The 12,800-nt window shown below is 45.2% G+C and carries 11 protein-coding genes; 7 read left to right on the plus strand and 4 right to left on the minus strand.

Translation table 11 applies throughout. The features are described from left to right. Window positions 1-6: 6 nt before the first annotated feature. The 3 genes from L1N85_RS09395 to L1N85_RS09405 are packed head-to-tail and all read left to right on the plus strand — an operon-like array spanning window position 7 to window position 3,293. The gene (locus tag L1N85_RS09395) at window positions 7-888 is read left to right on the plus strand and encodes a carbohydrate ABC transporter permease (protein ID WP_235237297.1); all 882 of its coding nucleotides are present in this window, start codon (window positions 7-9) and stop codon (window positions 886-888) included. Window positions 889-929: 41 nt separating this feature from the next. Then, complete coding sequence (locus L1N85_RS09400) at window positions 930-2,084, plus strand: glycoside hydrolase family 88 protein (protein WP_235237298.1); 1,155 nt, start codon at window positions 930-932, stop codon at window positions 2,082-2,084. 51 nt (window positions 2,085-2,135) lie between these two features. Then, window positions 2,136-3,293 carry a DUF2264 domain-containing protein gene (locus L1N85_RS09405; protein ID WP_235237299.1) on the plus strand — a complete coding sequence of 386 codons (1,158 nt, stop codon included), beginning with the start codon at window positions 2,136-2,138 and terminating at the stop codon, window positions 3,291-3,293. A 63-nt stretch (window positions 3,294-3,356) separates the two neighbouring features. Here the strand turns inward: L1N85_RS09405 and L1N85_RS09410 are convergent, their stop codons facing one another. The 4 genes from L1N85_RS09410 to L1N85_RS09425 form a co-directional block, all read right to left on the minus strand. After that, on the minus strand, window positions 3,357-4,892 hold the full coding sequence (locus tag L1N85_RS09410) for an extracellular solute-binding protein (RefSeq protein ID WP_235237300.1): 1,536 nt from the start codon (window positions 4,890-4,892) through the stop codon (window positions 3,357-3,359). Between the two features lie 36 nt (window positions 4,893-4,928). After that, complete coding sequence (locus tag L1N85_RS09415; protein ID WP_235237301.1) at window positions 4,929-5,801, minus strand: carbohydrate ABC transporter permease; 873 nt, start codon at window positions 5,799-5,801, stop codon at window positions 4,929-4,931. 27 nt (window positions 5,802-5,828) lie between these two features. Further along, entirely contained in the window at window positions 5,829-6,800 is a 972-nt protein-coding gene (locus L1N85_RS09420) for an ABC transporter permease (RefSeq protein WP_235237302.1), read from the minus strand. A 228-nt stretch (window positions 6,801-7,028) separates the two neighbouring features. Beyond that, window positions 7,029-7,583: a helix-turn-helix domain-containing protein gene (locus tag L1N85_RS09425; protein WP_235237338.1), complete on the minus strand. Its 555-nt coding sequence runs from the start codon at window positions 7,581-7,583 to the stop codon at window positions 7,029-7,031. Between the two features lie 164 nt (window positions 7,584-7,747). Between L1N85_RS09425 and tdh the strand changes: the two genes are divergently transcribed. The 4 genes from tdh (at window position 7,748) to L1N85_RS09445 (ending at window position 12,651) form a co-directional block, all read left to right on the plus strand. Continuing rightward, window positions 7,748-8,791, plus strand: coding sequence for an L-threonine 3-dehydrogenase (gene tdh, locus L1N85_RS09430; protein WP_235237303.1), 1,044 nt, complete (start codon window positions 7,748-7,750; stop codon window positions 8,789-8,791). Between the two features lie 35 nt (window positions 8,792-8,826). Then, window positions 8,827-10,002 carry a glycine C-acetyltransferase gene (locus L1N85_RS09435; RefSeq protein WP_235237304.1) on the plus strand — a complete coding sequence of 392 codons (1,176 nt, stop codon included), beginning with the start codon at window positions 8,827-8,829 and terminating at the stop codon, window positions 10,000-10,002. A gap of 98 nt (window positions 10,003-10,100) precedes the next feature. After that, a complete protein-coding gene (locus L1N85_RS09440; RefSeq protein WP_235237305.1) occupies window positions 10,101-11,144 on the plus strand; it encodes a LacI family DNA-binding transcriptional regulator in 1,044 nt (347 codons plus the stop codon). A gap of 205 nt (window positions 11,145-11,349) precedes the next feature. Beyond that, complete coding sequence (locus L1N85_RS09445) at window positions 11,350-12,651, plus strand: ABC transporter substrate-binding protein (RefSeq protein WP_235237306.1); 1,302 nt, start codon at window positions 11,350-11,352, stop codon at window positions 12,649-12,651. Window positions 12,652-12,800: the final 149 nt, after the last annotated feature.

Raw genomic sequence — 12,800 nt, forward strand, 5'->3', positions numbered from 1 at the left:
AGTACTATGAAAATGAAACAAAGATTAGGAGAAAAAACATTTGATTTTGTAAATACATTGTTTATGTTAACTTTAATACTCGTTACTTTATACCCATTCTTATATGTATTGTTTGCTTCCGTTAGTGATCCGGGTCTTTTGGCAAAAAATAGAGGAATTCTTTTTGCACCGGTAGGTTTTAGTCTGAGAGCATACGAGTTGGTTTTGAATAATGCCATGATTATAATTGGCTATGCCAACACTCTTTTCTATGTGATAGTCGGAACAGCGATCAACATCTTTCTTACAAGTTTAGGTGCATACGCATTGTCCCGCCGCAATGTCATGTTAAAAAAGCCGATTATGATGATGCTCGTCTTCACCATGTTTTTCAGCGGCGGTTTAGTTCCGACATATCTATTAATTAATGACTTAGGTATGATGGATACGAGATGGGCGCTCATTATCCCTAGTGCGATGAGTGTATGGAATTTAATCATTATGAGAACATCCTTTCAAGGGATTCCTGAAAGTTTGGAAGAGGCTGCAAAGCTCGACGGTGCAAACGATTTTACGATTTTATTCCGTATTATTTTACCGCTCTCATTGCCTGTTTTGGCAGTAATGGTGCTATTCTATGGCGTAGGCCACTGGAATTCATATTTCAATGCGATGATTTATTTGCGTGACAGGGATTTATTCCCATTACAGCTCATATTGCGTGAAATTCTGATAACAAACAGCACGGATAACTTTATAACAGGAGTAGCCGGCGGAGACAGGTATCCAATCGGGGAGACGGTTAAGTATGCCACAATTATTGTTGCAACGCTTCCAATCCTTTTCTTATATCCGTTTCTGCAAAAATATTTTGTTAAAGGTTTTATGATCGGATCCATTAAAGAATAAAGAAAATCAATTAACATTGTACGTTTTGGAGGAGATAACATATGTCAACTATATTTGAAGAAGCTATCCATTCTGTATTGAAAAAAATAGATATGAAGCTGGACAAGTATACAAATCAATTCCCCGATGACCATACCGCTAATAACGTCTATCAACCTAGAAAGGTCTATAGAGAAGACTTGAAAGCTGGAGCGAATGTTGGCTGGACAACAGGGTTTTGGACCGGGATGCTGTGGCTCGCTTATGAAGTGACGGGCGATGAAAAGTACCGAAAAGTTGCAGAAATTCATGTTGACAGCTTTGGCGAACGAATGGAGAAAAAAATCGGTATCGATACGCATGATTTAGGATTTCTGTATACCCTTTCATGCGTCTCAGCTTACAAAATAACAGGCAATGAAAAAGCAAAAGGGATTGCATTAAAAGCAGCCGATCATTTAATGACCCGTTTTTTCGAAAAGGCAGGTATTATTCAAGCGTGGGGGGATTTGAACGATCCCAATCAAAGAGGAAGAATTATCATCGATTGTTTGATGAACTTGCCTCTTTTATATTGGGCTTCTGAAGTTACCGGAGACGATAAATATAAGGATGCTGCGCACCGTCATGCATTGAAATCGTTAGACCATATCGTAAGAGAAAACGCGACGACGCATCATACGTACTATTTTGATACGGAGACAGGGAATCCGCGATTTGGAAAAACACATCAAGGTTACAGCGACGAATCATGCTGGGCAAGAGGCCAAGCGTGGGGTGTATATGGTTTTCCGCTCAGTTTCAATTATACGAATGATGAAAAAATATTAAATGGAAGCTTAAAAGTAACGAACTATTTCCTTGGCCAATGCCCAGAAGATCTCGTCGCTTATTGGGATTTATGCTTCTCAGACGGAAGTGGAGAAGTACGAGACAGCTCCGCCTCATCGATTGCGGTTTGCGGATTGTTTGAATTAGCGAAGTCGGTTCAGAACGATGAAACGAAAACGTATTACGAGAATGCTGCTTTTAAAATTTTACAATCACTATATGAAAACTACTCATCAAGGAATGAAGAACAAGCAGATGGCTTATTGCTGCAAGGTGTGTACAATCGAAACACTGATTCGGGAGTAAATGAAGCAAACCTGTGGGGTGACTATTTTTACTTTGAAGCACTTGTAAGAGCAACGAGAGATTGGAAGTTGTATTGGTAAAAGAAAATTGTTTCTGAACGAACGATGTATGAGAGTAAGGAGAGAGCATTAATGGAAACAGAAAAAATAAAAACGAGTGTAGACCGTACTTATTGGCTGCATACGATGTGTCATATTGCTGACCCGGTACTTCAAAATTTAGCGAATCAACAGTTAAAACAAACGATGCCGGTAGAAGCAAGCGGTCAGGATCGGGAACACTACACTTATTTGGAAGCCTTCGGAAGACTAATAAGCGGTTTGGCTCCTTGGCTTGAAACCGGATCTGATTATGGTTCTGAAGGAGAATTGAGAAAGAAATATATAGACTTATCTCGGCGGGCGATCGATGCGGCTACCAATCCCGATTCTTCTGATTACATGAATTTTTCAGAAGGTTATCAACCAATCGTGGATGCTGCCTTCTTAGCCCATGCTTTAGTACGGGCACCTCAGCAATTATTTTTCAAACTGGAGTCTCATGTACAACAAAATTTAGTACAAGCTTTAAAGGCAACTCGGACTCGTAAGCCGTTTTTTAACAACTGGCTTTTATTTTCCGCCATGATCGAAACAGCTTTGTTCAAAATGGGAGATGAGTGGGATCCAATGAGAGTTGATTACGCTCTTAAACAGCATGAACAGTGGTATTTAGGAGATGGAATGTACGGGGACGGACCGGAATTTCATTTGGACTACTACAACAGTTTTGTCATCCAACCGATGCTTGTCGATATCGTGAAAACGTTGGAAAATGAATCAAACGATTGGAAACAGATGAAGGAACGGGTTATTAAACGCGCTAAAAGGTATGCAATAATTCAAGAAAGAAGCATTTCACCGGAGGGAACTTTTCCGGTTGTTGGCAGGTCTTTAGCTTACCGGTTTGGAGCTTTTCAACATTTGGCGCAGATGTCGCTGCAACATAAACTGGACGAAACGTTGCAGCCTGCACAAGTTCGCTGTGCGTTAACCGCTGTAATAAAAAGGATGATCGAAATGCCCGGTACTTTTGACGAAAATGGATGGTTGCGTGTAGGTTTCTGCGGACACCAGCCAGAGATCGGGGAGGCCTATATTTCGACAGGAAGCCTATATTTATGTACGACCGTGTTTTTACCGCTTGGATTACCGGAGGAAGACTCTTTTTGGCAAGGAGAAGCGGATTGGACATCCAAAAAAGCATGGTATGGGCAGCAAGTGCCAATAGATCATGCACTACAGCAATAATAATAAGGCAGCAAAAAAACGGCCGATCGCTTAACGCGATTGGCCGCTTTTAATGTATCATGCTTATTTTTTCAGGGACGCTTGGTACGTTTCGTTCATTTCTTTGGTAATCAGCTGCATGTTCGGATCTGCTTTCAGATCGGCAACGTATTTGTCGTACTCTTGAAGCGTCGCTTTGCCGAGAATGACTTTTACGCGCATGTCAGCCGTCTTTTTCTTGATTTCGCTGTAGTATTTGTTATACGCATCGGAAACGAGCCCTTCATCCGGACGCGGTACTTTAACGTTTTTGCGCTCATCGACGATTTGCTTCTGGCGGGCGTAGAAGTCCGCTGGCATGCCTTGCGCGAAGACAGCCGAATATTCGTTGATTTCATGGAAAATGGAATCCATCAGGTTCGTCGTAACTTTGTCTTTCTTCGCTTGCTCCGTCGGAACGATGTTGCCATTCTCCTCTTTGTAGTGAACGCCCGGAATCCCGTAACGGGCCAGCTTGTTGCCCTCTTCGCCGTAACCGTAGTCCATGAACGCCAGAATTTTCTTCACTTTGTCTTCCGGCACTTTCTTCGGAATCAGATAGTGGCCGTAGAACGGAGCGCCGGATGGCGTATACTTGTTGCCGCTTGGACCTGCGATTGCCGTTACCGGCATCAGATCGGCTTTCGGATCGATCTTCTGAATCGGCTCGATACGGCTCCACGCATTGTTCATCGCATAACCGCCGCCGCCGGCTTTGCCGCTTTGGAACACGTCGTTGATTTGCGAGAAGTTCAGGATCGCGAAGTCGGCTGGGAACAAGCCGTCGTCATACGCTTTCTTGATCCACAGCATCGCTTCCTTGGAGGCATCCTCCGTAAGAATCGAATGCAGCTTGCCGTCGCGCAGCTTCCATGCGCCTTGCGTATCGTTGAAAATGTTATACATGAAGCCGATGAAATCCGGGTTAGCCGCATAAGCAACCGTGTCGGCGATGCCGTTGCCGTCCGGATCTTTTTCTTTAAACGCTTTCAGCGTGTTGTAGAATTCATCAACCGTTTCCGGCATTTTCAAACCTAGCTTGTCCAGCCAGTCTTTGCGCAGAATCGGAAATACGCCGCCGCCGTAGCTCGGGTAATAACGCGGAATCGTGTAGTTTTTGCCTTCGATTTTGGTCTTTTCGATTGTTTCTTTCATGGCAGGAGAGCTAAGGTTCGGATAGTCATTCAGGAACGGCGTCAGATCCCAGAACACGCCTTGCTTGATCATGTTGCGGATTTGCGGGCCTACGGGCGCAGCCGTAATGTCCTCCACGAAAGTCAAGTCGGGCAAATTGCCGGATGCCAGCAGAACGTTAATCTTGTCTGCGAACGTCGTCGCGGAAATCCAGTTGATATTCAGCTTCGTGTTCGTTTTCTTCTCGAATTCCTGCCATAAGCTGTTCGTATCGTCGATAAACTCGTCCGCATAGCTGATGACGGAGATGTTGATATCTGCAGGAGCTGCAGCTTTGCCGCCGTCACCACCGGAAGAAGCATTATCCTCCGAACCGCATGCCGAAAGCGCGAGAGACGAAGACAAAACCAGGGCCGTAAATAAACTTGCTATTTTCTTTACTTTCATGACCAAACCTCCCATTTTGAATGTTATATATTGTGATCATTCCTTGACAGAACCAACCATTGCCCCTTTGGCAAAATGTTTCTGCAGGAACGGGTACACCAGCATGATCGGAACGGTCGCAATAACAACCGCAGCCATTTTGAGTGTTTCCGTCGGCATTTGCTTGCTTGAACGGAAATCGATATTTCCTGTCGCGGAAGCAGGGTCAATCAGCATGTTCTGAAGCACAACCTGCAGTGGCCATTTCTGGAAATCATTGATGTAGATAAGCGCATTGAAGTAGGTATTCCAGTAGCCTACCGCGTAAAACAGGCCGAATGCCACAAGTGAAGGCAGCGACAACGGCAAAATGATCCGGAACCAAATCCCGATTTCGTTCGCACCGTCAATTCGAGCGGCTTCCTCCAAGCTGTCAGGTATGCTGTCGAAAAATCCTTTCATCAGCAGCACATACCAGCCGCTCGTCATGACAGGAAGAATGAGCGACCATATGCTGTCGATCAAGCCGAGCTGCCGAACGACCAAGTAAGAAGGAATCAAGCCCGGCTGGAACAAGATCGAGAACATCAGCAGGAACATGATGAATCTGCGGAAGCGGAGCCGTCTGCGGGATACCGCGTAGGCCAGCCCCGACGTGACGATCAAGCTGATTGCCGTTCCGACGGCAGCCAGAAAGGTACTGATGCCGAACGCGCTGGGAAACGTATTGGTAGTCAGCAACGTTTTGTAAGCGTCGAGCGACCACATTTTCGGAAATAGAATGAGCTTTTCCTTGTAATACTCGATCGGATCGGTAAACGACAGCACAACTGTATAGTAGATCGGAAAAAACGTTGCGATAGATACGATAACGAGAAAGGTAACGTTAAACGTATCGAAAATTCGTCCGGATAAGCTTTTGCTTCTCATACTGCTGATCTCCTTTTTGCCCGATTTCTAATAAACGCCCTCTTCGCCAAAGCGCTTCGCAACTTTATTGGCAATCGTGACAAGCGTAATGCCGATAATCGATTTGAATAAGCCGATCGCCGTACTATAGCTGAACTGGCCTTGCTGTATGCCCGCCCGGAATACGTACGTATCGAATACGTCCGCCACTTCGGTTACGGTAGCGTTGTTGTTCATCATCAAGTAAATTTGTTCAAAGCCCGTATCCATGATCGAGCCGAGGCGCAATATAAACAGAATGATGATGACGTTGCGAATGGCCGGCAAAGTAATGTGCCACACTTGACGCATACGGCTCGCACCGTCCATGACAGATGCCTCATACAGCTGCGGATTGACTCCGGCAATAGCCGCGAGGAAAATAATCGTTCCCCAGCCCGCTTCCTTCCAGATGGATTGAATCGTGACAAGGCCCCAGAAATAGTCCGGCTCCGTCAGGAAGCCTACTTTGTCCATGCCGATCGCTTCGAATATTTTATTGATCAAGCCCTCCGACTCCGAAACCATCAGGAACGTCAGACCGGCGATGATAACCCAAGATAAAAAGTGAGGAATATAGATAACCGTTTGTACAAGGCGTTTGAACACCATATTGCGCAGCTCGTTCAATAAGAGCGATACCACGATCGGAAACGGAAAGAAGAAGACGATATTCAGCAAGCTGATGGCAAGCGTATTCCGGAGCAGCAGGATGAAATCTTTATTGGAGAAGAACCGTTGAAAATGCTCCAGCCCGACCCAGTCGCTTTTGAGAATGCCGAGATAAGGCGAGTAATTCTGGAAAGCGACGACCAAGCCGCCGACCGGAATATATTTAAAGATCAAAAAATAGAGAAGGCCGGGAAGCGCTAACAAATATAAATATTTATCGCGCTTCAGATCAAACCAGAGCCGTTTCGCCGCGGTCGGCGTTTGAAGCGCTTTCAGATTAGCCCGAACCTCCGAAACATGTGAATTCATCAGGAGCCCTTCTTTCCTTGATGTATTGTTTTTTATGCCAGACGAACTTCCATTTCCGGTCCGTTCGTCCGCACCTCGTTTACATACGCATAATTTTACAAACGTGCGTCATTTCGCACAATGATAAGTTTTTGCTTCGGCATGAAAAAGGCTCCCGACCAGGCCGGAATTGGCCATGCGGAAGCCTTGAAACTGTCTCGTGCAAAAAAATGCTATCGGTCAATTAGCCTATGCAGAATAATGGATCATAGCAATATAAGAGATTTCCTGGTCTGTTTTGTTGTGATACGAGTGGGGTTGATTGGCGGAAAAGTGTATAGCATTGCCCTCTGCAATGTTGTAAACCTCATCGTTGAACTGGATAGCGAGGCTCCCTCGGACAATGATAACGTACTCCTCGACGCCATCGTTATGAGGTTCGGACATATGATTGCAGCCAGGGGCCATATGCACCGTATAAATTTCAAATCCCTTTCGTTGATCAAATGGAAACATAGGGTAGACCCGATAATTACCGTCCTGTTCCAAAAAGGGTTCTATATCATCTTTAGAAATGACCGATATTTTGGGGTTCTCTTCTTCGATTAACGATGTAAAAGAAATCCGCAGCCCGTTTACGATTTTCCATAGTACCGATATGGTTGGATTGGAATCGCCGCGTTCGATTTGACCAAGCATGGCTTTACTGACACCTGTCAGTTCGGCAACCTGATCCAAACTGAACCCTCGCGCTTTGCGGATGGCCAAAAGATTTTTCCCTACTTTTTTATGTATGTGATCCATCATACCCTCCAACTGTACTTCGTATATTTAGTCTTTTCATAGTATACCACTATACCACGGCAATTTTTTTTGGAAAAAGAGATAAAATGATATTGTCTAATATAACATACAATTGTATATTATATTGTATCGATGCAATTTGTTGATCTAAAGGAGGGATTGTAATGGGCAAAACGATGATAGGGCTCGTGAAAGAAGAGAGAGGCCCAGGTGCGGTGCTGAAGCAAGTTCAGGTGCCGGAAATTGGACCGAATGAAGTGTTAGTACGTGTGAAAGCGACTTCCATCTGCGGGACCGACATGCATATTTACAATTGGGATGATTGGACGGAGAAAACGGTCGTCACTCCGAATGTGTTCGGTCATGAGTTTGCAGGTACTGTTGAATTAGTTGGCGATCAAGTCATGAATGTAAGGATTGGCGACCATATTTCAGGAGAAGGGCATATAGTCTGCGGTCACTGTAAGACATGCCGTACCGGAAATGCGCATGTTTGCCCGAATACACGCAGCTTTGGCATTACTGCACCAGGATGCTTCGCCGAATATGCTGTCGTGCAAGCGAGTAATGTCATCCATAATCCGCCCCATATGCCGTTTGAGTTAGCCTGCCTGCAGGACCCTCTCGGCAATGCGGTGCAAACCGTTCTCTCAGGGGATATTGTCGGCAAATCGGTTGCTGTCATTGGTACAGGATCCATCGGCTTAATGGCTATTGCCGTTGCGAAAGCATGCGGAGCAGGCAAGATTATGGCTGTCGATATTAATCCATACCGGTTAGATCTGGCGAAAAAGATGGGTGCAGATGTGGTCGTGAACAGCAAGGAAGTATCCATGGTGGAAGTCATAAGAGCTCATACGAACGGCGAGGGTGCTGAAGTTGTGCTCGAAATGTCCGGCCATCCAGCGGCGATTCGCGATGGTTTCGAGGCGGCGGCTAATGCGGCTCGCGTTTCGCTGCTTGGCATTCCTACGAAAGAGGTATCCCTTGATTTGGCCAGTCATATTATTTTCAAAGGGATCCGCATTGAAGGCATTACCGGTCGACGCATGTACCAGACGTGGTATCAGATGAAGGGGATGCTGGAAAACGGGCGGTTAAACCTTAACGGACTTGTTACGCATACCTTTACGTTGGACCGGTATGAAGAAGCATTTGAATTGATGAGAACGGGAAGCTGCGGGAAAGTCGTTTTTATACATGGATAGTATGAGAAGTGCACAAAGAGAGGATGGAGTACAATATGGGCAAGTTTGATCATTTATCCACTGAGCTGGAACAGCTCTGCAACGAGGGAAGATACAGGCCCTTAAAAATATGGGATAGCGGTTCCGATACGTGGATGGAGCTATCCGGCAACAAAATATTACAGATGTCCTCCAACAATTACCTGGGTATGACGAACCATCCGGATTTACAAAAAGCAGCCATTGAAGCGATTGAACAATACGGGGTAGGGAGCGGATCTGTCCGATCCATAACAGGCACACTGCGTATTCACGATGAGCTGGAAAATGAACTGGCAAAGTTCAAGGGAACAGAAGCGGCTTTGGTGTTTCAGTCCGGATTCACGACGAATCAGGGAATATTATCATCCATTCTAGGTCCGGATGATGTCGTAATTAGCGATGAGTTGAATCATGCCAGCATTATAGACGGTATCCGGCTTACGAAAGCACACCGCAAAATATATGGGCACAAGAACTTGGAACAGTTGGAAGATTGCTTGAAAGCAAGCGCTTCTTTCCGATCGCGAGTTGTAGTGACCGATGGCGTGTTCAGTATGGATGGAGATATCGCGCCATTGCCTGAAATTGTCCAACTTGCTGAGAAATACGATGCCATTGTCTATGTGGATGACGCCCATGCGAGCGGAGTGTTAGGCCGTAACGGCAAAGGTTCGACAGATCATTTCAATCTTCACGGAAGGGTACATATTCAAGTCGGTACGCTTTCGAAAGCGATTGGCGCGGTAGGCGGCTATATGGCGGGATCGCAGCTGCTGAAAGATTATCTTATCCATAAAGCGCGGTCGTTTCTGTTCAGCACATCGCTTCCGCCATCTGTTGCCGCTGCATGTCTCGCTTCCGTACGCGTGTTGAAGAACGAGCCGGAGCGAAGCGAACGACTGTGGAGCAACACGCTTTATTTCCGCGATAAACTGCAGAAGCTTGGTTTCGATACGGGAGAGAGCGAAACGCCGATTATCCCGATTATTGTTGGAACCCCGGAGAAGACGAATAAGTTTTCGGACCGTCTGCTGGAGGAAGGGGTTTTTGCGCAGGGAATCGTATTCCCGACAGTGGCAATGGATAAAGGCAGGGTTAGACTGATCATTACGGCGAATCATACGATGGATGATTTGAACTTTGCACTTGACCGTCTTCAGCATGTCGGTAAACAGTTCGGGTTAATCTAACCCGAACTGTGAAAGCGTTGACATTAAGGCGGAGGCATTATAAGATGAACGCAGGATAACGTTTGGGTATATAACAGGAAAAAGGGGTTGCTAGCGCTTTGCCTACATTAAAGGATGTTTCTCAGCATGTCGGCGTATCCGTTTCCACAGTTTCGCGCGTCATCAATAATGATACGAGCAGACATATCAATGCGGATACTAAGGCGAAAGTATGGCAAGCGGTTCAGGAATTAGGATACGAGCCGAACGAATCGGCGCGGCGTTTAGTAAAGAACCAGAAGGAAGAAGTAAGACCGACCAAGCAAATCGGATGTATCGTAGCGGGATCTCACTTAAGAGAGGATCACCCTTATTTTTCTCCCATCCTAGCCGGATTTAACAAAAAGTTAATAGAACTCGGATATACAGTTGCTTTTATCCATACCCCCGAAGAGATCGGTGATGAAGTACTTCTACGCAAAATGGTTCAAGAGATTCGTATCGACGGCGTCATTGTGATTGGCTGGATCAATGAAAAGCTCCTGAATTACTTGAAGTCAACCCGTATAGCCATCGTAGGGATTAGCGCTTCAGGTCATGGTATTTCTTTGGTGGACTATGATCGGGTATCTGCGGCTAAAACCGCTGTAGATCATCTCCTTGCTCAAGGGCATCGCAAGATCGGGTTTGTCGGCGGCCATGGGCATACAGGCGAATTGGATAGTGAGGAAAGATTTCAAGGATACAAATACGCATTGTTTGAAGCGGGTATTACATTGAACCCCTCATGGATCATCAATACGAACTGGAAAGTAGATAAAAGCTTTGAAGACATGACCGGGTTGATAGAGCATAACGGGAGCGACCTGCCCACGGCTATGTTGTCTGCGAGCGATTTGCTTGCCATTCCTGCTATGCGTGCGGTCCTTGAACATCATTTACGGATTCCGGAAGATATCGCTTTTATCGCGATGGATAATATTGAGCTTTCACAATACACGTCTCCTCCGCTATCCTCGGTTCATGTGCCTAAATATGAAATCGGTATGGTTGCGGCAAAAACGTTGGTCGATGAATTGCAGGGTGGTTACCCATTAACTTCAAAGATTTTACTGCCTTTTGAAATGAGGGTAAGGCAATCTTCGAACTATAATAGAAAATAGTTCTTTTTTTCCCTTCACGGAAAACGTTATCCAAGTTGGCCCCAATACTCTTCTGAGTGTCGACAGACCGGTGAGGAATCAACAGCGAATTTCTTTGAAAGGGGGGCTAAAGGGTTTCTTGTGAGGCGGAATGCAATTTGAGTTTCTATAGTTTTCTGAAATGGGTTAAGAAACGGTATTCATATTATCCGAGGGGGGAACGAAGATGGCTAGAAATCTATTTGTAATGATGTTATTGGTGATGATGATGGTTGTAACTGCATGTGGAGGATCTAATTCGTCGAATAATACATCCGAACAACCGTCCAATAACAAGGAGACGGAGACAACGGATGAGAAAGTAACCCTTACTTATGCTACTTGGGGTGGCGCTGACGATAAAGCTACGCCTAAAGTGATCGAACTGTTTAATAGTACTCACCCTAATATTGAGGTGAAACTTGAATCCACGCCGAACAAGCAATACTGGAGCAAACTTGAAACCGCTGCCATTGGCGAAACTTTGGCTGATGTGTTCTGGATGAATGGTCCGAATATTGTGAAATATGGCTCGAACAATATCTTACTTCCGATAAGCGAGCAAATTAAGGCGGATGGGTTGGATATGACCAAATATCCGCAGTCTCTTGTTGATTTATATACAGTGAACGGAGAAAACTACGGCATTCCTAAAGATTTTGATACACCAGGTCTATGGTATAACAAGGAAATGTTTGACGCTGCCGGCGTGAAATATCCTGATGATACGTGGGATTGGAATTCCCTACTTGAGGCGTCTAAGAAATTGACCGATCCTGCCAAAGGCGTATGGGGTATTGCAGCTACATTAGATAGCCAAAGCGGTTATTATGATACGATCCTGCAAGCAGGCGGTTATATAATCTCTGATGATAAGAAAAGCTCAGGGTTTGATAAGCCGGAAGCGATTAATGGGATTAAGTTTTGGACGGATTTAATTAATGTTCATAAAGTTTCTCCAACGATGGCCCAAATGACCGAAACTCAAGGTACGGATTTGTTCAAGTCCGGTAAGGTGGCTATGCTTGCGGAGGGTTCATGGAATGCTAGCGACTTTGCAAGTAATGAGAACATCAAAGGTAAATTTGATGTAGCAGTACTGCCTAAAGGTAAACAACGCGGCGTTATTATTCACGGTCTTGGCAACGTAATTTCTGCGCAAACCAAACATCCGAAAGAAGCATGGGAATTCGTGAAATTCTTAGGATCAAAGGAAGTTGCTGTTATTTATGCAAGCACAGGGACGGTAATCCCTGCATATGAAGGCACGCAAGAAACTTGGGTTCAATCGAATCCTGATGTGAATTTGCAAATTTTTATTGATCAATTGAAAGATTCTAAGCCATATCCCGTATCCCAAAACACATCCGCTTGGGCCAGCCTAGAGTCGGAAATCTTTACAAAAGCATGGGCAGGTGTAATTACACCTGAAGAAGCTGGCAAGGAAATGGCCGCAAAAATGAACGAAGCATTAGAAAAAGAGAAATAAGGGAGTAAATAGTTCCATTTGAATATCTGGCGGTCCTACTTCTTGTAGGGCCGCACTATTCAAAAAAAACCGCTACGAACAAGGGGTGACAGGGTGTGGAAATTAAACAGGTTAGCCCTCAAGTGAAAGTTCACGATAACCCTAAGCAA

Source organism: Paenibacillus alkaliterrae (assembly GCF_021532375.1).
Lineage (GTDB): Bacteria > Bacillota > Bacilli > Paenibacillales > Paenibacillaceae > Pristimantibacillus > Pristimantibacillus alkaliterrae.

Coding starts and splice junctions, on each gene's coding strand:
- L1N85_RS09395 (WP_235237297.1), top strand. CDS start 7: ATGAAAATGAAACAAAGATTAGGAGAAAAAACATTTGATTTTGTAAAT.
- L1N85_RS09400 (WP_235237298.1), top strand. CDS start 930: ATGTCAACTATATTTGAAGAAGCTATCCATTCTGTATTGAAAAAAATA.
- L1N85_RS09405 (WP_235237299.1), top strand. CDS start 2,136: ATGGAAACAGAAAAAATAAAAACGAGTGTAGACCGTACTTATTGGCTG.
- L1N85_RS09410 (WP_235237300.1), bottom strand. CDS start 4,892: ATGAAAGTAAAGAAAATAGCAAGTTTATTTACGGCCCTGGTTTTGTCT.
- L1N85_RS09415 (WP_235237301.1), bottom strand. CDS start 5,801: ATGAGAAGCAAAAGCTTATCCGGACGAATTTTCGATACGTTTAACGTT.
- L1N85_RS09420 (WP_235237302.1), bottom strand. CDS start 6,800: ATGAATTCACATGTTTCGGAGGTTCGGGCTAATCTGAAAGCGCTTCAA.
- L1N85_RS09425 (WP_235237338.1), bottom strand. CDS start 7,583: ATGGATCACATACATAAAAAAGTAGGGAAAAATCTTTTGGCCATCCGC.
- tdh (WP_235237303.1), top strand. CDS start 7,748: ATGGGCAAAACGATGATAGGGCTCGTGAAAGAAGAGAGAGGCCCAGGT.
- L1N85_RS09435 (WP_235237304.1), top strand. CDS start 8,827: ATGGGCAAGTTTGATCATTTATCCACTGAGCTGGAACAGCTCTGCAAC.
- L1N85_RS09445 (WP_235237306.1), top strand. CDS start 11,350: ATGGCTAGAAATCTATTTGTAATGATGTTATTGGTGATGATGATGGTT.